Raw genomic sequence first — 26,160 nt, forward strand, 5'->3', positions numbered from 1 at the left:
TCATCAATCAAGTATTCACATCCACCGCGCAAACCTTTTTTGGATAAACGGAATCTGATTCTCTTCTGCCCAACTCTTCAATTCTTTCATTCCCTTATCTTCATCCTCCGTTAATCTAAAACATAAATGAACGGGTACATATCTTTTGTTCTTGGGTTTAATCCCTATAACGGGGTTGAAGTAGCCCATGACCATGACTATCTTAATCTGATGAGCCTCAACTGTGCGACCATTAACGAAAAGGGAGTTCTGGTCTAATCTTAGGATAGATGGTTTCATAAATGCCTTAATGATCATGAATGTCAGCCCAATCGCAAATATTACAAGCGCAATGCATTCGATATAAAACTCGGTCCAAGACATGTTGTCATTTTGCATAATTGAAACTAACATTCTCATGTGTAATATCGACATAATGCTAACCAATATGATTGGTCCAATCAGGGAAGGATATCTAATCTTGTGTTCACTATTATTTTTCATCACTGGTGGCGTCATCTTAAATATTTCACCCCTAAAATCTAAATCATTTTTAAGTCTCAGGCTTATTCTCAGAATAACAATCAAAGCATAATAACGTTGTATCGTCTAATACTACCCCGTTAATAAATCCATCATTGCAGTAAATCTTTTGTTCACATACCTTACAGTAGCCAACAAATTCTTGCATACACATGTCCTCCTAAATCTAGTTCGTCATCTGCATCTATTAGGATCGGATTTGAATACCTTGAGTATGATCGCCTACTTCTGTATAAGAATGGTTCTGGTAGTCTTTTAGAATATGCTGGATTTCTGTTTTATAATCTTCTTTCCCAGCAAAGAACACGATATCTTCTGGATTAGCTAGTTCAATGGCTCTTGCTACTACTTGTTCCCGATTCGATAGCAGCTCCTGTGAAGTGCATTCTCCTTGCCCCTTCTCTAGTTCTTTAATCATCCTATTCGTAGCTTCCGTTGATGCATATTCCGTATTTACGATAACCATATCACTATGCTTAAGCGCGATTTCTCTCATCTGTGAAAATATACTCTCCTCATTCTTATCTTCACAACCAATCACCGTAATCACTCTCTTATGTGCCAGCTCATGCAATGTTAATAGTGCGTTGTTTAATGCATCAGAGGTATGGGCGTAGTCAACAATCACAAGAAAACCCTGATCACCATCTATCATTTCCATTCTCCCCGTCACATTCGTGAATTCAGATAATGCTTGTTGTATGGAGTGAAGCGGGATTTGTTCAGCTAGGGCTGTCGCAATAGCAGCAAGCGCATTGTACACATTAAAAATACCAACCATTTTGCATTGAATTGTAACCGTTCCTACAAAGGAAACGAGCCTGAATGTCATTCCTTTAGCTGTTAGTTGAATGTCTTCTGCCACCACATCTGCTGGATTGTTAATACCATATGTAATCACTTGTGCTGTTGTTAAACTATTAAATACTTCAGATGCTGAGTCATCTGCATTGAGAATAGCAAATTTTTGTTTAGAAGGCTCATGTGAGTATGAATTTCCCATTCTTGAGAAAAGAGCACCTTTGGCCATAAGGTAATTGTCCATCGTTCCGTGATAATCGAGATGATCATGGGTTAGATTCGTGAATACAGCTGTACGAAAATCACACCCTACAACACGTCCCATATGTAAACCTTGAGAAGTCACTTCCATTACACAATAATCTGTTGAACACTCATTCATTTTTGCTAGATTGGATTGAAGCATATGTGGGTCTTGTGTATTGATGTTACTTTTACGTATCGTGCTACCAATCTTTGTTCCGATATTCCCCATAAGACCCGTACGGTAACTAGCATGAGCTAAAATAGATTCAATCATATGACTTGTCGTTGTTTTTCCATTGGTTCCTGTTACCCCAATTAACTTGAGATCATGACTGGGATAACCGTAGAAATGTGTAGACAGCACGGCTAACGCGAATCTAGCATTGGATACTTTAATTGTGGGAACTTGAGCAACGACATCCTTCTCAACAATGATAGCCACAGCTCCCGCTTCAATCGCATGATCAATATATTGGTGACGATCCGCTTGAAGTCCTGATATACCAGATATACATACGAATAAATCGCCCTGCTTCACTTCTCGTGAATTCATATTAATTCCCGTAATATCCACATCTATATTCCCTTGAACCGAAAAGATGGTTAGTTGTTCAACAAGTTCTTTTAATTTCAAGAAAGAAACCTCCTATATAGAAAGTTAAACCTTTCACTATATATTCTCCAAAAGTTATATTTTCCCTTTTGTTGATTACATATCAATCATCATAAAAGCCTCTGGAGATTTCGCTCCAAAGGCTTTTGTACTGTCTCATTACGTGCTCACTATGCAGTTATGACTGATGTTACGACTTCATTTCTGAGCATGATGGATTGTCTTATAATATTCTTTTTCATCAAATCACGTTGTACAGCTACAGGGGTAGTATAGAGTCCTTCTTCCTTCGCTAAGGCTAACAATGTCCTCTTCGTTGCATCCATCGCAAGCTCCTCATCTTGAAGGATATAATACGCCACTTGATAGCCATACGTTTCCAACCGTCTTAATACCTCTAGTGTTCTATTGAAATAATCCGTTGATCTCATAATATCTACCTCGCCTGTACGTTGTGATGTTGATTAACGATTTAAAATACAAATAGGAGCCTAATCAGCAATTTGCATATATATCGTCCCTTCCCACTTACTTTCCATTGGCTTACCATCATAAACAATCTCACCTGTATATAGAATAGCTCCATTCGTCGCATCTAGTACGGCAATCTGTGGAGTAAAGTTTGATTGAGATACAATATATAACTTATTATTTTTCATATTTCCACTTAATATTTTATCGACACCCAGTTGCTGGGCAGTTAAGGTTAGGACTTCATTTGTTAACGTCCCTGTATCGATATTATAACGTGATATTGAAATGAAATCAGTCTGATAATTCAAGATAGAAAGTACATTACTATCTAGCCGAACATCTCCGTTGTCATCGATTCCTTCTTTCATCAGTAGGTCTGACAGATCTTTCAACTCACCGGTCTTATATGAATATGAGTAGAGATGCTGATCAAATTTCCCCATGTAATCGTTTGCTCTTGTTTGCTGATCAGTAACAACTAATACGCTATACTCACTGGGTGATGAATAAATTGTATTCGAAATACTTCGATCAAATAGCTTAACATTGTTCTTAAGGTTATCTTCAAAGGCAAGTCTTCCATTACTGATTAATGCTCCACTGTTTATATCCACAACATAATCATGATACTCAACCGCAGAACCATTCAAATTCCCCTTACTTCGTTGGTTTATAAGCATGTGAACGTGCTCACCAATCATCTGCACATCCTCCACATAGATATAAGAATAGTCCGATGAATTCTCCACAATGGTTTCATAATGCTTAACTTCACCGGAAGATTGATTTAGAAGGTCGATACTAAGTAGAATCTCCGACGTGCCATTAGAAGTATTATTGATAACAGCATCCGCATAAATAATCCACTTATCATCTTGATAAAAGCTATTAATATTTCCTTTTCTCCTCATAAAAGAGCGATGATCCTTGAAGATCTGATGGATATCCGCTTGCTCATTCCGCCATGACTCTGTACCTGAGAATATTTGGCTAAAGATATTGCGCCTACTTGGATAATCTCTGCCCTCAGTAGTAGCGTTCAAGTATTGGTATCTTCCCCTAACCAAAAAGGCTCCTTGAACTATAATCTTGTTTCCCTCGTCAACATCTCCTGATACTTTCGATATCTTATATTCCGGAAACTGGGCCACTGCACCATATACATAATACGTACCCAATCCAACAACAATAAACACAGTTATTACTATAGAAATCCAATAACGTCTCATGATAATCCTCCTTACACTGTTATCTTTTTGGAAAGAAGTCGACAACCAAGCCATACTGACACACTAAGAACGATTACGCACATGACTAACTCGATGCCATATATTTCATTAGAATATAAATATCCATTTACATCATTCAATCCCAGACCGAACAAAGGGAATAAAAGTGCGAACAAGCAAATACCTAAATAAAGAAGTGCGTATATAATGCCTACACGGCGATAGCTTCTTTCGATCAAAATAGCAGTGAAAATAGCCATAACAGCTATCATTCCTAATCCGTAATAGACTAGAAATACATCCAGATGCCAAGGTACCAACAACGGTAGCGCTCGATTTGCATAAAGAATATTAGATAAATAGGAAGGATCTCTAATATCTGATGGGACGATCAAGTTGAAGATTAACTCCTGAACAGGTAAAAGCGCCAACTGAAAAGATACAAGCACCAATATGAACATAAGAATCGCAGTAGCTTTTGAGAAATAAATATGTCGTCTTGCACTAGGAAGTGTCAACAAGCGATATATGAATGTATTTCTACCAAACCAATCCCGGTACCAAATTAGAAATACATATATCGCACACACCCCAATACTTAGCAGAATTGGAGTCATATAAATGGCTTGTATATTAGCCATCACATCCGTAAACGAAATATTACCGTTAGGTGAAGGTGTATAGCTACTATACTTCCCAATCTTCCAAGCCCCACTTTCTCTGTAAGATACAGCACTCTTAGTCCACCAGATCACGACACCAACCTGACATAATAACGTTAAACTCATAAGCCCTGCTAGTATATATTTGAATCGATTGATCTCCATATGTACGAGCTTCAGATAACTTTTCATGGCTGGTACACCTCCCTCATAACGTCGACAATGGACTTGCCTTCCTCGCTACGCATTTGTTCACAATAAAAGTCCTGATAGATGGCTCCATCTTTCATGAGTAGTGCTCGATCGATCAAATGCTCTACCTCACCGATCTCATGCGTGGTCAAAAGTACGCCGCGATCTTCGATCAAGTGGCTGGAGAATACCTCTGCAATCAAACCCCGACTAAACATATCTATTCCCGAAAAGGGCTCGTCCATTAAGACATATTCAGTATCTTGTGCAAGTCCCAACACTAAATTAAATTTAGATGCAGTCCCTTTCGATAGATTACCAATTCTCTCTGTTCCATCCAGGCTAAAAAATGTCATAAGCTCGTCAGCTCTACTTGTATTCCAGCTCTGATAAAAGTCTGCCATGAACTGGAGTCCCTCAGATAGCTTCATCCCAGAAGGCATTGTTAAATGATCAGGGATAAATGCCACTTTCTCATACATATTCTTATCTATGGGTTGACCATCAATCCGAATTGTACCTGATTTCAGAGGCGTCAATCCCATCATTGCCTTTAGAATCGTTGACTTACCCGCTCCGTTAATACCTATGAGACATGTGATTTGTCCCTTCTCTACCGTGAAGGAGGCACCGTTTAGCACAGAACGTCTACGAAATTTCTTATGAATGTCTACAACCTCAATCATGCCTCGTCTCCTCCTTCCTCTAGTAGTCTATCTATTTCATTTCTTTCAAGATACTTCTGCTTTACGATATCCAATAGTTCTTCTACGGGAACGTCAATTTTACGGACCGATACCACAAAGGCATCAACTGCATCGCTAATTAATTCAGAACGAATACTTCGTAGCATATTCTCATCAAGCGTGATTCTACTTGCTGAATTCCCTTCGGTTACGATCAATTGCTGTTCCTCCATTTCTTTATAAGCCTTCTGTGCTGTATTAGGGTTGATCTTCAGTAATGCACCCAATTCCCTCCGTGAAGGAATGATCTGTCCAGCCTCCAGCCGACCGGTAGCGAGTTGTTCTTTGAAATGACGGACAACTTGTAAATACACCGGATCCCGGCCATTAAAAATAACTTCTGTCCAACCTTCATTCATTTTCATCCGGATACCTCTCATTCTTTTCAAGTGTGTGTACCAAGTAGTTCATACACTTCAACTGTATTATGCCCATAATACATTCATATGTCAATACCATCCAATATTCTTGTATTCATCCATATGGGTTAAATCTACGAATCAATAACAAAAAAACACTGCACTCACCTAATCAGTGAGTGCAGTGCTTTATGCAAGAAGCCTTATAACAGCCTTCTCTTCTTACTCTTTAACTACCAATTTCAATGGAGCAGCAACCAACTTCTCTACTGTCTTACCATCAAGTACGTCTTTAGCAGCTTGAATGGACAATTGTCCAATCAACTCAGGTTGTTGAGCAACAGTACCTGTTAAATTGCCTGCTTCAATGGATTTCAAAGCATCGTCATTACCATCGAAACCAATGACAGGAATTTTCTTACCTGAACTTTGAATCGCTTCAATGGCTCCTAGTGCCATTTCGTCATTATGCGCAAAGACAGCTTGTACCGAAGGATTCCCTTGTAGCAAGTTCTCCATCACAGTTAGTCCTTTGGTACGGTCGAAATCAGCGGACTGTTTCCCAATCACATCGAGTTGTGTATCTGCGATCTCGTGGAATCCTTTCCCACGTTCACGTGTAGCTGATGCACCAGGTGAACCTTCAAGTTCAATGACCTTTGCACCTTTACCAAGTTGTGCCACGATGTATTCTGCAGCCATCGATCCACCTTTTACATTGTCTGAAGCAACAAGTGTCTGAATATCACCTTTGTCAGAAGAACGGTCAAGTGCAATCACTGGAATATCTAAGCTGTTCGCAGTCTGAACTACTGTAGAGATCGCAGATGAATCTACTGGATTGATTAACAGAGCATTTACTCCTTGTTGCATCAAATCCTCCACGTCATTACTTTGTTTCGCAGAATCATTCTGCGCATCAATGATAATAACTTCTAGCCCTTGTTTCTTAGCCTCTGCTACAACGCCATCTTTGACAGATACAAAGAATGGGTTGTTCAAGGTTGAAATCGATAAACCTATTTTCGCATTTTCTGAATTACCACTTTGGTTGGGCTTGGCCCACTCTGGTGGCTCTAATGAACAACCTGTCATGAGGATCATTAGTAAGGAAGTAAGAATTAAAGTCATTTTTTTCATATTAGAATCCTCCTCTTATGCAGTCTTCTTACGGTCAATTAATACAGCAATGGCTATAACAATACCTTTGACTACCATTTGGTAGAATGATGATACGCCGAGTAAATTTAGTCCGTTGTTCAATATCCCAATGATAAGAGCACCAATTAAAGTACCTACAATACGTCCACGCCCACCTGTTAAGCTCGTACCACCCAATACAACAGCAGCAATGGCATCTAACTCATAAGATGCACCCGCCGTTGGTTGTGCGGAGTTCAATCTAGAAGTCAGGATAGCACCTGCTAGTGCAGACAACATACCGATTAATGAATAGATCATTATTTTGATGCGATCTACTTTTATCCCAGAAATGATGGAAGCTTTTTCATTACCACCGATTGCGTACGTTTTACGACCGAATGGCGTTTTGTGTAATACCATCCATAATACTGCGAATATGATAATCATCGTGATCGCTGGAACCGGAATGCCTAGGAAATAACCACGACCAAACAATTGAAACATCTTACTTTCTCCAAGACCTGTGATCGGGTTACCATTTGTATATACAAGCGTTAATCCTCGAAAAATAGTCATGGTGGCTAACGTTGCGATAAAGGGCGCCATACGACCTTTGGTAATCATGAGTCCATTGACCATACCCATCACTCCACCTAGCAAACAACCAATAATGATAGCTAAGATTGGATCCAATCCAGAGAGCATGAGGTTAGCCATCAGCGCACTGGATAATGCGAGAATCGAACCAACGGATAAATCGATACCCCCTGTTAGAATTACAAAGGTCATCCCAAATGCGATCAACGCATTAATGGCAACTTGTCTTAGCAAATTCAGAATATTCAGTGGATCTACGAAACTTGGATTTAATGCGGTTACGATAATAATAAGAATGATTAACCCAAGTAACGGACCCAGTTTCTGTGTAATTTGCCCGATTTGAAAGCCCTTCTTTTCATCCTTGATAGTCGTCATAACTATTGCCCCCCTGTAGCTAACGTCATAATATTTTCTTGCGTAGCTTCCTGTTGTGAAAGTTCTCCACTGATTTCGCCTTCATGAACAACTATAATCCGATCACTCATTCCTAATACTTCAGGTAGTTCGGAAGAGACCATGATAATCGCTACGCCACGCTCCGTTAATTCGTTCATGAGTTGATAAATTTCTCGTTTCGCCCCAACGTCAACGCCGCGGGTTGGTTCATCTAAGATGAGAACACTTAATCCAATTCCAATCCACTTAGCGATAACCACTTTCTGTTGATTACCACCAGATAAGCTACTAACTAATGCATCTGCGGACTGTGTTTTGATCTGTAAACGTTTAATTAGAACATCTACAAATTCTTGTTCTTTCTTATTATTAATGATCCCTTTTGGCGCGAAGCTGTATAGATTCGTTAATACCATATTGTCCCGAATTGAGAAATCTAGAACCAATCCTTCATCTTTCCGGTCTTCTGTTACGAATCCGATGCCAGCATGCATGGCATCATTAGGATTGTGGATCGAGACTTTTTTCCCTCGTACCCAGATCTCGCCCTGATCTAAGGAATCTAATCCGAATATTGTTCTCATTATTTCTGTACGTCCAGATCCCATTAATCCTGAGAATCCTACGATTTCACCAGATCGTACGGAGAAATTAACGTCCTTAAACTGACCCTTTTTAGAAGCATTCTTGACTTCAAGTACAATCTCTCCGGGTTCTGCTGTACGTTCAGGGAAACGGTCTGTTAGTTCTCGTCCAACCATTTTTCTAACAACATCGTCAAAGTTCGTATCTGGTATATCCTTTGTATCTACTGTTTTCCCATCACGCATAACCGTTATTCGATCACATATTGCAAAAATCTCTTCCATACGATGCGAGATGTAGACGATGGAGACTCCTTCTTTTTTGAGTGATGCAATGACTTCGAATAGTTTCTGTATTTCTCGTTCGGTTAGAGCAGCTGTGGGTTCATCCATAACGATTACTTTCGCATGAGTCATGAGTGCTTTTGCAATCTCAATCATCTGTTTCTCACCAACAGAACATTCTCCCGCTTCTTGATTTAGTGGGATCGTAACAGCAAGTTTTCGAAACTGCTCATTGGCTAACGCCTTCATCTCATTCTTATTTAATAAACCAAATTTCGTTGTCCGTTCCTTACCAATAAATAGGTTGTCTAGGACAGTCATGTCGGACCATACATTAAGCTCTTGATGGATAAAAGCAATTCCTCTTTGTTCAGCCTCTTTTGGATTGGTAAAGTAGGTTTCCTTGTCATCAATAATGATGGTACCTTTGTCACGTTGATGAAGACCGATTAGAATATTCATCAACGTAGACTTACCCGCACCATTCTCGCCCATAAGGGCGTGAACTTCACCATCCTTTAGATCGAAATCTACACCCGTCAATACATTGTTAGCACCGAATGATTTATAAATATCTTTCATCGTAATGTGCATACCCTTGGCACCCCCTCATTTATCCGAAATATACACCGGCTTGTAAAATACAGTTAGCGTAAGGTTTAGCCTCACCCGTACGAATAATAACCTTAGCTTTCTGAGTTAAACACTTAAATTGTTCATGTGAACACTCTTCTATTGGTATTTCCTTAAATCTATCTTTTAAGTAGTGCGATGTTTCTTGATTGTCTGTCGCTAATTCCGATGCAATGGTTACTTTCTCGATGACCATGTCCTCAACCAGTAGATCTACGACATCTTGGAAGCTGGGTACACCGAGTGTAAGAGCGAGATCAATCTTAGGAACACCTGCTGGGATAGGAAGTCCCACATCTGCAATGACGATCGTATCGGTATGACCTAGATCAGCAAGTATTTTGGAGATATGACTGTTCAATATTCCATGTTTCTTCATATTAAAGACTCCCTTCAACTTCTGTTCTTGTTGGCATCCCACCTTGAGCCCCGAATTTAGTAACCGATAACGAAGCAGCCCGATTGGCGAACTTCACACTATCCTTTAAGGACTTACCTTCAGCCAGTGCAACCGCAAATGCAGCATTAAAAGTATCCCCTGCCCCGGTGGTATCTATAGCATTCACTTTATAGGAAGGAACAAGAACCTCTTGTTCTCCATCGTAGTAACGTACGCCATTACTACCTTCTGTAATGAATAACTTATTGGGATATTTCCGTAACGCGTCTTTCGTGCTCACTCCAGCGAACAAGATAGCACATTCATGCTCATTCGGTGTTAAGTATGTAGCATGTTCAATAATACTTTCACTAATGGGACGTGCAGGAGCCGGATTGAGTAACATTGGAACATTGAATTGATGGCAAATGTCACTTACATAAGATACCGTTTCTTCTGGAATCTCTTGTTGGATTAGAACCATATCTGAACTTCGAATGGTCTCAAGAGCTTGTTCGACATAAGAAGGAGTTACGTAATCATTGGCTCCTTTGACAACGATGATACTGTTATCACCTTCAGCTAATATGATATGTGCCGTACCACTTTCAACATCTGTAACCGGTTCCATATATGTGGTCTGAATGTCATTTAATTTGAGATTATCCATAATAGCTTTTCCATGATAATCATCCCCTATACAACCGATCATCGTAACATCAGCACCTAGTCGTGCGGCTGCCACAGCTTGATTCGCCCCCTTTCCTCCTGGAACCGTGGTGAAACGATCCCCTAATACAGTCTCACCCGCGTGAGGACGCTTAGGTGAGGTTACCACCAAATCCATGGAACAACTTCCTATTACCGTAATCTTAGCCATCATGATCAACCTCTTTCTTGTTGTTTGATTTCATTTATTCTTCTAGTCGTTTCTCGTTCAACGAAACTAACAGGTAATTGAATAATCTTATCCTCTACATTATCTTGTTCAATTAACTTAATAAGTAAACCAGCTGCTTCTCGACCCATCTCATACGCCGGTTGGCGGATGGTAGATAATGAAGGTGATAACAGACTGCTTAGCGGAATATCATCAAATCCGATGACCTGTAAATCTTGAGGTATTCTCTTGCCAAGACGATGTGCTTCGTGAATTACTGCTGTTGCCACGATATCGTTACTGGCAATGACACCATCCGTATCTATATATTTATCAAATAATTCCTTAGCCCATTGTTCAGCTTCTGTGTATGAGAAAGATGAAGTCTGGATAACATTAAATGTTATACCTCTCTCATTAAACACTTCGACGGCACCTAGAAAACGATCTTGTGCTGGTTTGATATGTGCTGGTCCTTGTACTATGGTGATTATTTCACTTCCACGAGCAATCATTTCTTGTGCAGCAAGGCGACCGCCTTTTCTGCCATCTGCGTATACAGAAGGACTTTCATTAGAAGTACGATCTAGAAAGACGATCGGAATTTTCAGGGATTGATACGTATCGCTATCTGGGAAGTTGGTTGCTGAAATTACACCGATGATATTATTCTGGACAAAAGTTCGAATGTAATCTAATTCCTTCACTTCGTTCTCATCACTATTTCCAAATATTAAGCGATAACCTTGCTCTTGCATCCGATCCTCCACACCCCGTGCTAACTGTGGAAAGAATGGATTCGTAATGTCTGATAGCAGCAACCCTATTAATTTTGATTTTCTTTTGTATAAGGATCGTGCTACTTCATTAGGTGTGTAATTGATCTCTTGGATTGCCGCTTCTACCTTTTTGCGTGTATCCGTATTGACATAGCCTGATTCATTTAATACCCGTGAAACCGTAGCCACTGAAACTCCAGCTATTCTTGCGACATCTTTTATAGTCATTGTCATCACTTATCATCTCCAGGTGTAACCGGTTACATTGATTACATTTCTAAAATATCATACTCCAATACTTTTTACAACTATTTATTTAAAATAAAGATCATTTGTTCTTTCCATCTTAGAGAATTGTTTCTATGGCGCCTAATTATGGATATCCACATCATGATTATAACTGAATTAACCATAGACACTAACTATTGTCCCTGATAAAATAGAACAAGTTAAAGAACGGGGGCACCATCGTGGATTATGTAATTTTAGATATTGAATTCAACGGTCGCAAATTTGCAAGTGACCTACCCATGGAAGTGATTGAGATCGGTGCTGTCCGATTGAATTCACAGTTACATGAAATGGATGAATTCTCAGCATTAATTAAACCAGTATATTTCTCTAAGCTTAATTCTTTTATTAAAAAGAAAACAGGGATTCCCCAAGAGGATATTGATCAAGCATCTGGATTTCGAAAAGTGATTACTGACTTTATAGAGTGGTTAAATCATAGTGAATCTTTCCTACTTCTAACTTGGGGTGGCGAGGATTTAAAAAGAATTATATATGATACACGCATGCACAATCTTGATGATGCTTATTGGATGGCAGCTAATTATTTCGATTTGTTAAAGGGTTTTGTTCGATATAAGAATGTTACGAATGATGTTAGTGTCGAAGGTGCTCTCCTAGATCTTAATATTGCTCCTACAGGATCTGCACATCGAGCATTAGATGATGCCAAGATGACATCGGAAGTATTCCGAGCTATATTCGATAAGTTAGATTTCGAACACACGCAACAGTTTAAAGATGTTTACTCGAATGCCAAAGAACGGAGAATGGTGAAGAATGCCATTCGTTCGATGACCTTGCAAAAGATCCCACTCACATGGGAGAATCTCTTTGAACGTTATCTTTTGAATAAGACCTCTCTTGAAGATCCAAGAAAATTAACAGAGCTACATGAATATTTCAACGTAGAGCTTACGAAGGTACAACGACCAATAACTGGATCTGCAAAATAGTTATTGTATTAAAAACCACTATGGATCATTGTCCATAGTGGTTTTGTCTATGAATGCGATCATTTCATCCAAGATGGATCAAAATGCAGGTCGGTCTCAGCTGTACCTTCCCCATTCAAATAACATGAAAATTGTTTCAGCGTCTGCTCGATTGCAGATAACATGTCTGAACTCGGATGGATGTGACTCTCCCACCACCAGTTTTGTATAATGGGGGCTGTTGGAGAATCTGTTTTTTTAGGTTCAAATCTAGCAACAAGCATATCCCCATAAAGTACCGGCAATACATAATAGCCATATTGGCGCTCTGCAAGAGGTTTGTAGACTTCCCAACGATAATCGAAATCAAACAATTCTTTAATTAGTTTTCGATCCCATAACATATTATCCAGAGGAGCTAGAATTCTAGCCGTATCCGGTTTACTCTGTTCATATATAATCTCTTCCAAAAGATATAAAGACTTTGTCTCCATATAAACAGGATGTTGCAACCCATCGATCGTTAACTCTGTAATTCTATGATCTGCAAGCAATCGACTAAATGCTTCATTTCGTTCTTTGCTTCGTAGGCCCTTTCCAATAGAAGGAGCTATTCCAAGCCAGGCATCACTTGGGCGATTCCATAACAATCCTACACAAGCCATTCTTCGTAATACAAACCAATCTAGAAACATTTCATCCGTTACATTTGGATCTTCTATGTGAATCATATCAGGGTCGATGTGCCGTTCAGCCAGATCGTAGTATTTTCTCGTATGTATCTTATGATGTATCACTAATTTTCCTGAATAGTACAATCCCTCAAGTGCAGCTCTTGCTAGTCTAGTATCTCCATAATGCCAACTTACTTTCTCTTCTAAATTAAAACTTGCAGAGGAAACCACGCCATCATTTCTAATCTTGTCTAGAATCATTTGTATTATTTCTGGATGCTGTTCACACCATTTTGAATAACCAAGTCTAAACCTCGAGAAATATGGCCAATCTTCTGTAATACATATAGACATATTCTTATCCCATTGATCCACTAGCCGAAAATCACGATATAACAACTCTTTCAATAATTCAGGTCTATAATCCCTCATTCGAGATTGCAGAACAAGATCCTGGTTAAACCCTACTACATTCAACGGATCAAACTGAATACACCGCACTTGCTGCATATATTCAAGTATCCCATCTTTTCCTATCAGCTTATCGTCATCTAGGTGGTGATATCGAATAAGAAATTTTCTTGCCTGTGCTTTCGTTATTCTCATCTCGATCCCTTCTCTTTCTAATAAAGTAGTGGACGTAGTTACTTCTGTAATATTTAATACCTACACTTAAGCGTAATTCCATTCATCTTTTTCTGTGAAATCGCCCCATGGATCCTCTCCATTGTACGCTCCTACATAGAGTACCTTGTCATCTCTAACAATCCACTCCATGCCATGTTCTTCTTCCCACTCGCAATTTAACTCCATATCGATGACTGGCATATCTCCCTGCTCAGGATCAGGAATACTCAAACTACTTGGATGTACGAATTCAAGAATATCTCGAATATTGGCTACTTCTTTTGGTTCTTCACCTATCATCTCTAGAAAATCATTACAATACTTAATAGAAGCTTCGCATAATTTGTCTATGACAGCATCACTAAGAGAGTTCAGATAATGAGCACATTTTTCAACATAATTAAGGTCAGCCTCATTAACATAGAATTTTATGTGTTTATTAAATAGTTTAAAATAGACCTCACCCTCTAATCCAGAGTCGTGATTCTTTACATTTCTTAGTAGCATGATAACACTCCTTAGTAGTGAGATAGATTATGATCTAATTCACTTTATTAATCTTCTAGACTATCCATTGGTATCTGCACAAGCCCTCTACCTATTACATTAGCTGAAACAGGTTTCTTCCCTACTTCTCTTGCCCAAATAGATAATTGACCCATATGATGAATTTCATGCGCAATCATATGACGAACGACTTCACCCCAAGTATCGGTTGCCATGCTTCCATCGGGTTGTGGATCGTAAAGTATTCTATTCTCCTTACTCTCATCCCAAGCATTGACGAACTCCTCCACTTCCTGACGAAATGTAGCTTGGAGCATACGAATTTTCTCAACACTCTGATATTCCTCAAAATTCTCCTGTAAATCTGACTTCCCTTGAAGTACACGAATCCAGCTCCACTCCACATCGATAATGTGAAATAGAGTATGTAAGATTCCACCTACACCACCGGTTCTTTTACGAAGTAATTCCTCCAATGGGACATCCTCACACCATTGATACCAATCTTCACGAATCATCCAGTTATATCGGAACAGCGTCTGCATCTAAGTACACTCCATACTTTGTCCTATTGTTAATTCTCTAGCATTCATATCATATTATTATACAATTTCGACTTATATGTTGGAACAAACAATTAAAGCGGATACATCGAGTATATTAATCCTCTTCATTCCTCATATGTTGATATATTTCGAAAACTACATGAGTTTCAATATATATGTAAATATACCTAAACAATGAGATTAACGACTTGCCGTTCCCTAAAGAAACGATAGTATTCGAGTCACTAATATGCCTATAACCTAAATGCTCTGTAATACGACACAGTAATCTGACAGCATTCACAACTCTATGTAGTTGAACAGCTAGTCTCTATGTCTCATCTCAAGACTATGTAAAAAATGTAAAATAAGTAATGTATTTAGCTATTGTTCAATTATTTTTAAATGAAGGAGGATGAATGTTTCTCATGCTACATCATGTCTAACTAGCTCAACACTATGATAATAAAGGAGGCTTTATTTTGAGGAAAAAAGGAAATGTAATGCATCGTTATTTTATTTTTTTACTATGTACAGTACTCATATTAGGAATTGGATTCCCCAATGTGACGTTTGCTGCTGACGTGGAAGACTCATCAAAGGTCTCTTTACCCGTTCAATCCACACTTCAACCTCCTGGTAATATTGACTTCTTGGATAAGGCGAAACTTCCAAAGTTCCAAAATCTTGATTCTCTCGGACTTCACGAAGTTACGAATTCAGTTACTCCTGAGAGCTATGTTGAATCTACAGATAGCTCTGAACCTATAACCGTCATTGTTGAATTACAAACGGAGCCTACGAAGGTTTTTGAATCGATCTCCCCTTTCTCGGTCAAATCTAGCATAAATAGTCATGCTAATATTCTCCGCCAGGAGCACACAATATTCAAATCCGCCGCGAAAAGTAAAGCTGGTGCTCAATTTAATCGCGAATACACCAAAGTATTTAATGGATATTCCATTACACTTCCTGGGGATCAAATTGATCAGTTACTTGAACTTCCAGGTGTTAAATCCGTATATCCTAACGTTGAATATCAGGCTCTAGACATCGTTGAATCCGAAGGATTCACACCTTCCATGGATGTGAGTGCCCCGTTCATCGGAGCAGACAAATTATGGGAATCGGGTTTTAGCGGTAAGGGTGTTAAGGTTGGTGTCATTGATACCGGTATCGACTACCATCATCCAAGTTTAAAAGACGCCTATAAAGGCGGTTATGACTTTGTAGACGATGATTCCGATCCAATGGAAACTTTACCCGATGCAACGAAACCCTTAAAGAATGGTAACTCGTATGATACATCGCACGGAACGCACGTCTCAGGTACCATAGTCGGGCAAGGAGATCCTGAACATCCTGATGCTGGTAAGGGTTGGGTTAGAGGGGTTGCTCCCGATGCTGATCTGTATGTATATCGCGTACTTGGACCTTATGGCAGTGGCTCTTCTGAAGATGTAATTGCTGCTATTGAAAAATCCGTAAGTGATGGTATGGACGTTATCAATCTATCGCTCGGAAATTCTCTCAATAATCAATACAGCGCAGACTCTAAAGCAGTGGACAATGCATCCCTTGCTGGTGTAACAGTCGTGCTAGCGAATGGTAACGATGGCCCTAACGCAGAAACGGTAGGAAGCCCTGCATCTGCTCAATTACCAATTTCTGTAGGTGCCTCTTCCCCACCTGTGCATACACCCATCTTCACCTCTCCCCAGGTAGGTAGAATCTATGCACAAATTGCAACATACGCACCTGAATTAACGCCAGTAGGCCAAGATCTTGATCTTGTATATGCTAATTTTGGTCAAGCAGCGGATTATACCCATTTAGATGTTACGGGTAAAACCGTTCTCGTATCTCGCGGAGGCATCTCTTTTGGAGAAAAGGCTATTCATGCTACGAAAGCTGGGGCAAAAGCTCTCATTATTTATAATAATACAGCTGGAGAAATTGCCGCCACTTTGGGTGAACCAGGAGTTTATGTCCCAACCTACACCATTACACAATCAAATGGTCTCGCATTAGTGAAGGAAATCGCCAATGGTCAATCCCTTGTAAACTTCTCATTAATTGAAGAACAAGATCTCTTAGCTGATTTCAGTTCGAGAGGCCCTTCTTTACCTTATTATTCTATTAAACCAGATCTAACTGCACCTGGAGTTGGAATTCGCTCTTCTATTCCATCATTTACAGGCGACTACACCAAAGCATATGAAGATTTAAATGGAACAAGTATGGCAGCGCCACATATAGCAGGTGCAGTAGCTTTAATGATAGAGAAGACTGAACAAGAGGGTCTAGACTTAAATCCAGATCAGATGAAATCACTTCTAGCCAATAACTCCGTTCCAATTAAAGATCGTAAAGGCGCTCCATACCCTGTGAATCAACAAGGGGCTGGACGTGTTGACTTAGTTAAAAGTTCTGAGGCTAAGGCAATCGCGAAAGTAAAAGAACCCCTCCCAAGCCAGCTTCAAGGAGATCCTAAAGCTATATACTATACAAGTAGTGCGTCGTTTGGTCTGCAAAGTGCTCCAAGTAAGTCATCCAAACTTATCACCATCGATAACATTAGCAATTCCACTCAGAAATACGATATTCAAGTGGAATGGTACAACAACGCGGGAGTTAATGTAGCACCAAGTATGCCTGCCATATTCCTGCGTGAAGGAACACCTTCCAGTTCGTTCAGCCTTAATCTAGATATTCCCACAGGCATTCCTGATGGTGAGTATGATGGTCAAGTTGTTCTTACTCAGGATGGTAATGGACATCAGTTAAGAGTACCATTCGCTGTTTTTGTGGGAGAAAGCTATGATCTTGATGCCATTACTGATATTGATTTCTCCAATGTCGTCTTTTCACCTAACGGTGATAATGTCGTAGATACAATGGATGTATCCTTCGCTGTTAATCGTCCATTGAAAGACTTATCGTTCTTTGTATTCAATGGAGAAACTGGTGACCCAATTGGTTACACATATGATTCTTTATCCGTACAACCAACACACAATATTGATTACCACAAATTCACGTGGGACGGAAAGGTTATCATCGAAGACAATAGTGAAATCACTTTAACAGACGGCTTTTACATTATGGTACCCGTCGTGTGGGATACAGGGGATCTTATAACTGATTCTGCGACAGGATTCCTTGTCGACATGTCTGCTCCGGAATTCGAACTAGATAGTGAGCAACTAATTCTTGATCCAGCTAAACCTGGAAAAGGTACAATTTCAGGAGAGTTGTTCTATGATTTATCTTTTGAATTAATTAGTGCAACAACATTACTCTCTGAATTAGTATCGGTATCCGCTATTTATGAAACAGCAGACGGATTTAAACAAGCGAATGGTACCGTGGATGAGGAAGGTTATTTCCAACTAGATGTGCCGTTACAACAGGGAAATAACACGTATTACTTATTCGTATATGATTCCATTGGAAATGGATTACAAATCCCAGCAAAAACTATTCACTATGATTTCCAACCCGATAGTAGTCAAGTGAACTTGTCTACATCTAAAGCGGAAGTAGCTACTGGGGAATCTTTTGACGTAAACGTAAATTACTCCGTTACAGAAGATGTATACTCTGCTTCTTTCGACTTAACTTATGATTCTAAGCTAACCTTACAACAGGTAAAATCTACGGTTACCAATGCTGTCTATGCTGGTTCAGACATTGACCAACTCGATATCACAGATGTTGGTACAGATAAGAAACAATTACATTATGAAGTGTCTCTACCGAATGCAAACATGCAAGGTTCTCTACTACAACTTACATTCGATGGATCAGAACCCGGTTCGTATCCAATTAATATTTCAAATGTACTACTACTGAATAATAAGCAGGAATTCATTCCGGCTTATGGATTTTCACCAGTTGTCATTAAAATAAATGCTCCTGTAGATCCTGTGGATCCTGTAGACCCTGTAGACCCTGTGGATCCTGTGGATCCTGTAGATCCTGTAGATCCTGTAGATCCTGTAGATCCTGTAGATCCTGTAGATCCTGTAGATCCTGTAGATCCTGTGGATCCTGTGGACCCTGTCGATCCTGGTAAAGGCCCAGACCCAATAGTACCAAGCCCTAGCCCAAGTCCATCTTCATCAAACGGCACTACTTCATCAACAACACCTAAGACACTGAAGTTCAAACATGGATCCGTGGTTGAATCAGATAAAGATGGCAAACACTCCGCAGTATTTACTGTAGATTCTTCCATCATCTCTGAACAACTCAAGAAAGCTGATACTAAGGTAGTCACATTAGATATTAGTGACGTTCCGGTTGATACCTATTACCCATTTAATCTGAGCATTGACAGTGCTACATTGACACAACTACAAACAGCTAAGAAAGACCTAGTCATTATTGGTAATGGATTTGAGATCCTTATTCCTTATTCATCCATTGCTAATTTCACTTCAAAAGATGGATTCTCACTTTCTCTTTCATTCGTAAAAGCAGATACTAGCAAATCAACGATTAAAACTCCTGAAGGTGGAACTGCTAAGTTAACAACTCCTGTTCTTACAATTCAAGAAGCTTTGACAAAACTTACAACACCGATCAAGATCACTCTCAATCTGGATAAAACGAACTATACTGATTTTCTCAAAGTCGGTGTATATTCCTTATCTGCAAGTAATCAATGGACACATATGGGAGCGGGTAACCTTAACAGCACTTCCACTTCCATTCAATTCTCAACAACCACGCTGGGATCATTTACAACAGCGGAAATATCTAAAAGCTTCATTGATGTTGTAACTCACTGGGCGAAACATGAAATCGAAGTTTTAGCTGCACAGTTCTTAATCACAGGCAAAGATACTACAAATACATTCAAACCAAATGATCAAGTCACTAAAGCAGAATTCCTTACGATTCTGGATCGACTACAATCATCATCAACCACTTGGGCTGATCGTATTGCCGAACAAGGTGCACGTAATACGATATCACGTGAAGAAGCCGCGATACTCCTTGCTAATGCACTCCGTGGCGATTCAAAGGATGTTGGAGTAACTGCCCTTACTTTCAAAGATGCTTCAAGTATTTCAAGCGATTCACTTGATGCCGTGGCCTTCGTAACAAGTAAAGGGTACCTCAAAGGAGATCCTAACCAGAACTTTAATCCTGAGGGTAAACTTACTCGCGCAGAAGTTGCTGTTATTTCGTACAGAGTGTTACTCGATTTATAATTTAAAAGCTTCGACTGAATAACAAAAACAGGCACTGTTAGCTCATGAAAGTGAGACTACAGTGCCTGTTTCCATTGTTATTCGTCTAGACTTTACTCATTGGAGACATCTTATAAGGTCCTTACTATTCTTTCATTTTGTTTAGATTCATGATGCTATAAAGTTGCTACTCCACTGGAGGTGAATCCGTTTGATTGTATATGTAAAATTATGGAATTTAATTTTTCCTTTTTCAAATTAGATACGAAGATATGATGCATACGAGATGAAGTATCTAGGTAAATTGAAATTGATCTTACTATTGTGAATTTTTCATATGTTGAAATATTGTCTTTAGTCTCAAATATAAGCCCACAGGTTTGGTTAAAAGTCCACCATCTGAGGGCTAATTTGTTATTGGATATTTTTATCTTTAATTCCTACGATATACGATAGATCCATTGACCACAGTCATCGCTATTCCCTTTTCCAGCCACGTATTAGGTGTGTTAAGAAAGGGATCCATTGGCAATATGGTGAAATCGGCAGTATACCCTTCTCTAATCATTCCTCGATCATGCTCATGCCCACTCACATAGGCACTTCCTGTTGTATATAAAGATATGGCATCATAAACACTTAAACGCTCTTCTGGGTGATATACAGTTCGACTTGGATCTTCTGAACTCATCCGAGTTACAGCGGTATACATTCCAAGGAGGGGTGAGACTTGTTCTATTGGAGCATCTGATCCCCCTGCACAATGGAGTCCGTTGGCAAGCATCGTTTTCCACGCGTATAATTTGAGATCAGTATCATATCCAATACGTTCCATTACCCACGGGAAATCAGATGCGACGAATGTAGGTTGAATATCGATCACAATGGGTAATAACTGTATTCGCTCAAGTGATTCCTGACTTAGTACTTGTCCATGAATTAATCGATCTCTTGTTCCAGCACATGCAGGATGCCGTTCAATAACATCTAAGACCTTCTCTGCAGCAAGATCACCAATCGCATGTACTGCAATAGGTAATCGATAGGATCTAGCCTTTTGAACTAAAAGATTGAGTTCTTCATCGTTATGGATCGCGATTCCATTGGTACTCCGGTCATCTGCATATGTATGGCTTAACAGCGCTGTCCGCCCTCCTAATGCCCCATCTGCAAAGATCTTTATCGCTCCAAATTCGAGAAATGGCGATTCTATATCCATAGCTTGTCCTTCATTCTTCCACTCATCAACAACCAAATGATGTACTAGAAGATGCGCTCTGAAGTTCATAGATTCCTCATGAATAACCTGATTGAATGCATGGATTGTATTGTAGCAGCTTCCATAATAACTTAAGTCTTCTGTATGTCCCCCAACCAGCCCTTGACTCCAAGCATGCTGAATGCCCAATCTCAATGCTTCTTGTAGATAGGATTCCGTTACCGCAGGAATAGCATGAAGTATCTTGTCTTGTTCAGAATCTTTAAAAATACCATCTTGCGGAGTACACTCGATTCCCGTATCTTCCATTGCCCGAGTATTTACAACTAATACATGTCGGCAAATTCGTCTCAATATAATAGGATGATGTGGTGCTACTAGATCCAACAATTCTTTTGTGATTGGACTGGTATCCTCCCAACGATTCTCATTCCATCCCTCTGCAATAATCCAAGAATCTACGGGTGCTACTTCAACGCGAGCCGCAACAGCTTGGAGGACTTCTTCTCTACTATTCATCTGAGACAGATCTAACTTTAGAAAAGACTCTCCATGTCCAATCAGGTGCATATGACTATCTACAAAACCAGGAAACAGGGTAGCCCCATCAAGATCTATCACTTTATCCATTTGTCCTTGAAATCTATTTGTTAAATCTTCTATAGTCCCTGTAGCAATGATTGTGCCATGCTCTGTATAAACAGCTTCTACCGTATGTCCTTCGGATTCCATTGTATATATTGTTCCATTCCACCAGCACTTGCCCATGATGTATCTCCTTCTATGTATCTCGTATGGATTCAATATAGAATTATTGCCTACTCGTGTCAATTATCATCCAGTTCAAGAACATATGTTAAAATAGATTCAGTAGGAAGAGCGGTGATTTGATGAGAAGAATAGCAACTATCGTATTAGGTATTAGTTTGTTCGTTCTAAGCGCATGTTCAAATCAAGAAGCAAATGTATCTATTGTTGACTCCATGAAGTCTGAATCGATTCAATTGACTGAAATGAAGACATCGAATGAACCTGAAATTAATGACATTGTCCCAATTGGTTACCAACTCGAGAACGGAGAAGTCATCAAAATTTATGAATTCGATTCGACAGATCAACGGGAATCGGGTCAGCAACAGTTTCAGAAGACTCAGCAGTTACTCAGTTCCCATGCGCCCATCATATATGATGCAAAGAACTTCCTCATACTTTATTACAGCAACGTTAATTCGGCAACTCAAACCCCTGATCTGAGTGAAACCACATATGGTAAACAAATAGAAAAGGCAATCAAACGAATTCAATAGCTTTCGCCCACAAGTAGTCGAGTTGAAGGCTACTTTTTTTATTGACTAGCACGACATGTTCATCTAGGATTCCTTTATTCCTGAATTGTTGTGAATAGATACGTACGAACGAAAATGGTTAGTCTGAATGTAACTAAAAATATAAATTTGATTTGTTATTGTGAATTTTTCATATATTGTATTTTTATCTATAGGTGTGTAAAAAAAGGGTTGACCTTAGGAACCTTTAAGGTCAACCCTTTTTGCAGCATATTTTAATCATAACTAGATCAGCTTGTTATATTTCCCCAACCCAATCTTCCCGTGCGACCTCTCTCCAACGTGCTCGAATTTCATCGTATATGGATTTAGGTAGAGGCCCATTTTCAAGAAGTTCTGCGTTTTGTTGCCAACGATCTGGATTATTAGTCCCTACAATCGCTGTATGTACACCTGGTGTGCTTAAGGCGAAACGAAGTGCAATATCGACGTCCTCTTCAACATTTTCTAAGAAATCATAACTTAATTCAAGTAATCGTTCCCAATAAACATAAGGATAGGCTGTTTGAGGTAATGTATCATAGCGCCATGCTATGTTAGCCACGGGTCTTTTTGCAATAACCCCCATATTCAGCCTCTGCGCCTCAGGTAACGTCATATCAATAGCCTCTTGGTCTGCGATGTTCACAGATATCATCAGGCTATCGAAGGCTTCTGTTTTTACAGCATATAATGCATCTGTTGTATCTCCGCTATACCCGATAAAACGTGTCTTTCCTTGTTCCTTCGCACGCTGAAGCACTTCAATAACAGCCCCTTGACGTAACACTTCCTCGGAACAACTATGTAAGTGAATGACATCTACATATTCCGTATTTAATCTTTTTAAGCTGCGATCTATGCTTTTCTCAAGGAGTACTGGGTCCCAATCTGGATAATCTAACCCTGCTGCATGTCCACATTTCGTAAACAAATAGAAGTCATCACGACGTGAAGCCAATGCTTTTCCAATTAACTCTTCACTCTGTCCGTAACATTCAGCGGTATCAATCATGTTCAGGCCTGCATCCAAAGCGCTATTTAACAGCTTTTCTACTTTATTGAGGTCTTGTTCCTGCCCAATCTCTGCTCCACCGAAACCCAGAGCACTTACTTTCATTCCTGTTTGTCCAAATAATCGCTGCTCCATCAAGTTACCCCCTTATTATGGATCGTCACTATTTTCATTACCCCATGGCTATCCAATTGAAAGCTACCTAGTATGTTATGCGATCAAAATCCATATATGCTCATTCCACCATCAACCAACAAGGTCTGACCTGTCATATAATTAGCAGCATTGGATGCTAGAAAAACAACGGGACCTACGACTTCCTCCAATTGTCCGACTCTTTGAAGTGGGGTACGATCCACAATATCTTGTAGATACTGTTCATCATTTAATAATTTCTCCGTTAGTGGCGTTCGGAAATACCATGGACCTACACTATTGACTAGAATGCCATACTTACCCCACTCCAAAGCTAGAACTTTGGTCATATGTATTAATGCCGCCTTCGTCGCACCATATACTACACCAGTACGGAGTGCAGTATGACCTCCAACAGAAGAAATATTAATAATCTTTCCTCCACCATGATCCTTCATATATTTCCCTGCGATTTGCGAGGCCATAAAAGCTGATTTCAAATTGGTCTGCATAATAGTATCCCACTGTTCATCTGTCACCTCAAACGCTGGGGTTCGAATGTTCATGCCAGCATTGTTGACAAGTATATCTAGACGTCCCATCTTCTGAATGACCTGTTCAAATGCTTCCTCTAGCTCTAATCTTACCGTAATATCTGTCGGTATGATCATGGTTCTAACGCTCGTAAGATCCTTTATGATTGCAGCAGTCTCTTCTAAATCCGATGCTGTTCTTGCGATCAAAGCCACATGACACCCCGCTTCCGCTAACCCAATGGCAATAGCTCGTCCAATCCCTCTTCCCGCCCCTGTAACTATAGCTGTCTGTCCTTGCAATGAAAAAGAAGGTAAATACATCTTATCGTCTCCTTACCCTAGATTTGACTTTCATACTTTTCTGATCATAAAATTAATAGGTAACTATATTAAATGAGGTGACGTCAATGAACCATTACGATTTACCACTTGAGGTGATTGAGAGACACGCCACACCACGCGGCGAGATTCAACTACAACGAAGAGGAGACTTCTTCGAAATCATTAGCAACGGTACCTTTCTGATGGCTACATATAATGGTGAGTCGGAGAAACTTCTCCTTCGCGAGCCATTAAAGCGTACATCACATCCAGCTTCCGTTCTAATCGGTGGGCTTGGTGTTGGTTATTCTCTACAAGAAGCTCTTTCAGATCCACGTGTAGAGAAGGTCACAGTTATCGAGATCGAAGATAAAATCATCGAATGGAATCATTCTGTACTTTCCCCTGTTACGGATGGTGCGGTCAACCATCCTAAGAGCCACATCGTGCATGCGGATTGCTTGCAATGGCTTGCCGAGCATGATGAGCAGTTCGATCTAATATGCTTAGACATCGATAATGGTCCAGACTGGAACGTATACGAGCAGAATGAGACATTATATAGTGATTATGGTCTTGCCTTGTTAGCACGTCATCTTCGCCCGGATGGATGTCTATCTTTCTGGAGTGCTACTTCTTCTCCGGAATTTGTTACGACTTTGAAACGACATTTCAACATCGTTGATGTTCTCTATGTACCACAGGAACGCGGAGAGCCTGATGCTATTTTCCTTACACAACAACCCATTCTCCAAGTGAACTAAGACTTGAAATATTGACTAAGGTTACCGTTGTCTGAACGGGTCTTTTGTCTGAAATCACCACCGGTGTAGGCACTAATTATCTTTTGCCAGAAAGCTTGCGCCGGGGTGTTACTACTTACCTGAGTCACCTTCCAATTTCCCTTATACCGCTGAAATAACTCATTCGCAGCCCATGTTCCTAATCCGGTACGACGGTATTTTTTCATAATAAAAAACTCCGTCATGTAATACTCCCCCTCAAAAGGGTTGTGAAGTTCCTCAACTAATGCGAAACCTGCCGGTTTATTGAAATAGGTAATGAGGTAGGCATACTTACCGTCCTTATGGTTCCAATACATTTCCAAATCAGGGTAATCATCGAACTTGCCTCGAGCATTCACATCCATATCCAAGTAACTCGTGAAATCATACAAATAGAACTGCATTAAGTGATCGATAACTTCCTTACGTTCATACGGGACCAATTCCAGCTTCATTTCCATAGTATCACTCCATTGGCACTAAACTTATCTAGTATCACTACTATATAACTTTGAGCACCC

Annotated in this window: 24 protein-coding genes; 4 read left to right on the forward strand and 20 right to left on the reverse strand. The window is 39.8% G+C overall.

Annotated features, from left to right (window positions below):
• Positions 1 to 15: 15 nt before the first annotated feature.
• The 13 genes from AC1D69_RS17780 to AC1D69_RS17840 all read right to left on the reverse strand — a co-directional run bounded on the left by AC1D69_RS17780 (position 16) and on the right by AC1D69_RS17840 (position 11,757).
• Positions 16 to 363: a hypothetical protein gene (locus tag AC1D69_RS17780; RefSeq protein WP_495457484.1), complete on the reverse strand. Its 348-nt coding sequence runs from the start codon at positions 361 to 363 to the stop codon at positions 16 to 18.
• A 346-nt stretch (positions 364 to 709) separates the two neighbouring features.
• Positions 710 to 2,203 (reverse strand): UDP-N-acetylmuramoyl-L-alanyl-D-glutamate--2,6-diaminopimelate ligase, encoded by a 1,494-nt coding sequence (locus tag AC1D69_RS17785; RefSeq protein WP_495457485.1) that lies wholly within the window; start codon positions 2,201 to 2,203, stop codon positions 710 to 712.
• Positions 2,204 to 2,352: 149 nt separating this feature from the next.
• Entirely contained in the window at positions 2,353 to 2,613 is a 261-nt protein-coding gene (locus AC1D69_RS17790) for a hypothetical protein (protein WP_495457486.1), read from the reverse strand.
• Between the two features lie 60 nt (positions 2,614 to 2,673).
• Positions 2,674 to 3,885, reverse strand: coding sequence for a hypothetical protein (locus tag AC1D69_RS17795; protein WP_495457487.1), 1,212 nt, complete (start codon positions 3,883 to 3,885; stop codon positions 2,674 to 2,676).
• An 11-nt stretch (positions 3,886 to 3,896) separates the two neighbouring features.
• The gene (locus AC1D69_RS17800; RefSeq protein ID WP_495457488.1) at positions 3,897 to 4,739 is read right to left on the reverse strand and encodes a hypothetical protein; all 843 of its coding nucleotides are present in this window, start codon (positions 4,737 to 4,739) and stop codon (positions 3,897 to 3,899) included.
• Positions 4,736 to 5,425 (reverse strand): ATP-binding cassette domain-containing protein, encoded by a 690-nt coding sequence (locus AC1D69_RS17805; protein ID WP_495457489.1) that lies wholly within the window; start codon positions 5,423 to 5,425, stop codon positions 4,736 to 4,738. The genes AC1D69_RS17800 and AC1D69_RS17805 overlap by 4 nt, the downstream gene beginning before the upstream one ends.
• A complete protein-coding gene (locus tag AC1D69_RS17810) occupies positions 5,422 to 5,850 on the reverse strand; it encodes a GntR family transcriptional regulator (protein WP_495457490.1) in 429 nt (142 codons plus the stop codon). The genes AC1D69_RS17805 and AC1D69_RS17810 overlap by 4 nt, the downstream gene beginning before the upstream one ends.
• Before the next feature lie 216 nt (positions 5,851 to 6,066).
• The gene (locus AC1D69_RS17815) at positions 6,067 to 6,984 is read right to left on the reverse strand and encodes a D-ribose ABC transporter substrate-binding protein (RefSeq protein WP_495457491.1); all 918 of its coding nucleotides are present in this window, start codon (positions 6,982 to 6,984) and stop codon (positions 6,067 to 6,069) included.
• A 15-nt stretch (positions 6,985 to 6,999) separates the two neighbouring features.
• On the reverse strand, positions 7,000 to 7,962 hold the full coding sequence (locus AC1D69_RS17820) for an ABC transporter permease subunit (RefSeq protein ID WP_495457492.1): 963 nt from the start codon (positions 7,960 to 7,962) through the stop codon (positions 7,000 to 7,002).
• Positions 7,963 to 7,964: 2 nt separating this feature from the next.
• Positions 7,965 to 9,446 (reverse strand): sugar ABC transporter ATP-binding protein, encoded by a 1,482-nt coding sequence (locus tag AC1D69_RS17825; RefSeq protein ID WP_495457493.1) that lies wholly within the window; start codon positions 9,444 to 9,446, stop codon positions 7,965 to 7,967.
• Between the two features lie 19 nt (positions 9,447 to 9,465).
• Positions 9,466 to 9,864: a D-ribose pyranase gene (rbsD, locus tag AC1D69_RS17830; RefSeq protein ID WP_495457494.1), complete on the reverse strand. Its 399-nt coding sequence runs from the start codon at positions 9,862 to 9,864 to the stop codon at positions 9,466 to 9,468.
• A gap of 1 nt (position 9,865) precedes the next feature.
• Positions 9,866 to 10,744 (reverse strand): ribokinase, encoded by an 879-nt coding sequence (gene rbsK / locus AC1D69_RS17835; RefSeq protein ID WP_495457523.1) that lies wholly within the window; start codon positions 10,742 to 10,744, stop codon positions 9,866 to 9,868.
• A gap of 5 nt (positions 10,745 to 10,749) precedes the next feature.
• Entirely contained in the window at positions 10,750 to 11,757 is a 1,008-nt protein-coding gene (locus AC1D69_RS17840) for a LacI family DNA-binding transcriptional regulator (RefSeq protein ID WP_495457495.1), read from the reverse strand.
• 236 nt (positions 11,758 to 11,993) lie between these two features.
• On the opposite strand from AC1D69_RS17840, the gene AC1D69_RS17845 reads away from it, so the two are divergent.
• Positions 11,994 to 12,770 (forward strand): 3'-5' exonuclease, encoded by a 777-nt coding sequence (locus AC1D69_RS17845; RefSeq protein ID WP_495457496.1) that lies wholly within the window; start codon positions 11,994 to 11,996, stop codon positions 12,768 to 12,770.
• A gap of 59 nt (positions 12,771 to 12,829) precedes the next feature.
• On the opposite strand, the gene AC1D69_RS17850 is transcribed toward AC1D69_RS17845, so the two are convergent.
• The 3 genes from AC1D69_RS17850 to AC1D69_RS17860 form a co-directional block, all read right to left on the reverse strand.
• Entirely contained in the window at positions 12,830 to 14,029 is a 1,200-nt protein-coding gene (locus tag AC1D69_RS17850; RefSeq protein WP_495457497.1) for a DNA glycosylase AlkZ-like family protein, read from the reverse strand.
• Between the two features lie 66 nt (positions 14,030 to 14,095).
• Positions 14,096 to 14,557 carry a DUF6985 domain-containing protein gene (locus AC1D69_RS17855; protein WP_495457498.1) on the reverse strand — a complete coding sequence of 154 codons (462 nt, stop codon included), beginning with the start codon at positions 14,555 to 14,557 and terminating at the stop codon, positions 14,096 to 14,098.
• 47 nt (positions 14,558 to 14,604) lie between these two features.
• Positions 14,605 to 15,102 (reverse strand): DinB family protein, encoded by a 498-nt coding sequence (locus tag AC1D69_RS17860; protein ID WP_495457499.1) that lies wholly within the window; start codon positions 15,100 to 15,102, stop codon positions 14,605 to 14,607.
• A 482-nt stretch (positions 15,103 to 15,584) separates the two neighbouring features.
• Here AC1D69_RS17860 and AC1D69_RS17865 point away from each other — a divergent pair, with 482 nt between their 5' ends.
• A complete protein-coding gene (locus AC1D69_RS17865; protein ID WP_495457500.1) occupies positions 15,585 to 20,324 on the forward strand; it encodes a S8 family serine peptidase in 4,740 nt (1,579 codons plus the stop codon).
• Positions 20,325 to 20,736: 412 nt separating this feature from the next.
• Here the strand turns inward: AC1D69_RS17865 and AC1D69_RS17870 are convergent, their stop codons facing one another.
• Entirely contained in the window at positions 20,737 to 22,290 is a 1,554-nt protein-coding gene (locus AC1D69_RS17870; protein WP_495457501.1) for an amidohydrolase, read from the reverse strand.
• A gap of 119 nt (positions 22,291 to 22,409) precedes the next feature.
• Here AC1D69_RS17870 and AC1D69_RS17875 point away from each other — a divergent pair, with 119 nt between their 5' ends.
• Positions 22,410 to 22,829: a hypothetical protein gene (locus AC1D69_RS17875; protein WP_495457502.1), complete on the forward strand. Its 420-nt coding sequence runs from the start codon at positions 22,410 to 22,412 to the stop codon at positions 22,827 to 22,829.
• A 277-nt stretch (positions 22,830 to 23,106) separates the two neighbouring features.
• Here AC1D69_RS17875 and AC1D69_RS17880 read toward each other — a convergent pair whose 3' ends face one another.
• Both AC1D69_RS17880 and AC1D69_RS17885 read right to left on the reverse strand, forming a co-directional pair.
• Positions 23,107 to 23,997, reverse strand: coding sequence for an aldo/keto reductase (locus AC1D69_RS17880; protein WP_495457503.1), 891 nt, complete (start codon positions 23,995 to 23,997; stop codon positions 23,107 to 23,109).
• Between the two features lie 83 nt (positions 23,998 to 24,080).
• On the reverse strand, positions 24,081 to 24,854 hold the full coding sequence (locus tag AC1D69_RS17885; RefSeq protein WP_495457504.1) for an SDR family NAD(P)-dependent oxidoreductase: 774 nt from the start codon (positions 24,852 to 24,854) through the stop codon (positions 24,081 to 24,083).
• A gap of 86 nt (positions 24,855 to 24,940) precedes the next feature.
• Between AC1D69_RS17885 and AC1D69_RS17890 the strand changes: the two genes are divergently transcribed.
• Positions 24,941 to 25,618 carry a spermine/spermidine synthase domain-containing protein gene (locus tag AC1D69_RS17890; protein ID WP_495457505.1) on the forward strand — a complete coding sequence of 226 codons (678 nt, stop codon included), beginning with the start codon at positions 24,941 to 24,943 and terminating at the stop codon, positions 25,616 to 25,618.
• Here AC1D69_RS17890 and AC1D69_RS17895 read toward each other — a convergent pair.
• On the reverse strand, positions 25,615 to 26,100 hold the full coding sequence (locus AC1D69_RS17895; protein WP_495457506.1) for a GNAT family N-acetyltransferase: 486 nt from the start codon (positions 26,098 to 26,100) through the stop codon (positions 25,615 to 25,617). The two genes, AC1D69_RS17890 and AC1D69_RS17895, sit on opposite strands and share 4 nt — an antisense overlap.
• Positions 26,101 to 26,160 lie beyond the last annotated feature (60 nt).

The organism is Paenibacillus sp. Y301, from assembly GCF_059445505.1.

Excerpts from the sequence above, each read along its gene's own strand:
- AC1D69_RS17780 (WP_495457484.1), bottom strand. The coding sequence starts at position 363 with ATGTCTTGGACCGAGTTTTATATCGAATGCATTGCGCTTGTAATATTT.
- AC1D69_RS17790 (WP_495457486.1), bottom strand. The coding sequence starts at position 2,613 with ATGAGATCAACGGATTATTTCAATAGAACACTAGAGGTATTAAGACGG.
- AC1D69_RS17795 (WP_495457487.1), bottom strand. The coding sequence starts at position 3,885 with ATGAGACGTTATTGGATTTCTATAGTAATAACTGTGTTTATTGTTGTT.
- AC1D69_RS17800 (WP_495457488.1), bottom strand. The coding sequence starts at position 4,739 with ATGAAAAGTTATCTGAAGCTCGTACATATGGAGATCAATCGATTCAAA.
- AC1D69_RS17805 (WP_495457489.1), bottom strand. The coding sequence starts at position 5,425 with ATGATTGAGGTTGTAGACATTCATAAGAAATTTCGTAGACGTTCTGTG.
- AC1D69_RS17810 (WP_495457490.1), bottom strand. The coding sequence starts at position 5,850 with ATGAAAATGAATGAAGGTTGGACAGAAGTTATTTTTAATGGCCGGGAT.
- AC1D69_RS17815 (WP_495457491.1), bottom strand. The coding sequence starts at position 6,984 with ATGAAAAAAATGACTTTAATTCTTACTTCCTTACTAATGATCCTCATG.
- AC1D69_RS17820 (WP_495457492.1), bottom strand. The coding sequence starts at position 7,962 with ATGACGACTATCAAGGATGAAAAGAAGGGCTTTCAAATCGGGCAAATT.
- AC1D69_RS17825 (WP_495457493.1), bottom strand. The coding sequence starts at position 9,446 with ATGCACATTACGATGAAAGATATTTATAAATCATTCGGTGCTAACAAT.
- rbsD (WP_495457494.1), bottom strand. The coding sequence starts at position 9,864 with ATGAAGAAACATGGAATATTGAACAGTCATATCTCCAAAATACTTGCT.
- rbsK (WP_495457523.1), bottom strand. The coding sequence starts at position 10,744 with ATGGCTAAGATTACGGTAATAGGAAGTTGTTCCATGGATTTGGTGGTA.
- AC1D69_RS17840 (WP_495457495.1), bottom strand. The coding sequence starts at position 11,757 with ATGACAATGACTATAAAAGATGTCGCAAGAATAGCTGGAGTTTCAGTG.
- AC1D69_RS17850 (WP_495457497.1), bottom strand. The coding sequence starts at position 14,029 with ATGAGAATAACGAAAGCACAGGCAAGAAAATTTCTTATTCGATATCAC.
- AC1D69_RS17855 (WP_495457498.1), bottom strand. The coding sequence starts at position 14,557 with ATGCTACTAAGAAATGTAAAGAATCACGACTCTGGATTAGAGGGTGAG.
- AC1D69_RS17860 (WP_495457499.1), bottom strand. The coding sequence starts at position 15,102 with ATGCAGACGCTGTTCCGATATAACTGGATGATTCGTGAAGATTGGTAT.
- AC1D69_RS17870 (WP_495457501.1), bottom strand. The coding sequence starts at position 22,290 with ATGGGCAAGTGCTGGTGGAATGGAACAATATATACAATGGAATCCGAA.
- AC1D69_RS17880 (WP_495457503.1), bottom strand. The coding sequence starts at position 23,997 with ATGGAGCAGCGATTATTTGGACAAACAGGAATGAAAGTAAGTGCTCTG.
- AC1D69_RS17885 (WP_495457504.1), bottom strand. The coding sequence starts at position 24,854 with ATGTATTTACCTTCTTTTTCATTGCAAGGACAGACAGCTATAGTTACA.
- AC1D69_RS17890 (WP_495457505.1), top strand. The coding sequence starts at position 24,941 with ATGAACCATTACGATTTACCACTTGAGGTGATTGAGAGACACGCCACA.
- AC1D69_RS17895 (WP_495457506.1), bottom strand. The coding sequence starts at position 26,100 with ATGGAAATGAAGCTGGAATTGGTCCCGTATGAACGTAAGGAAGTTATC.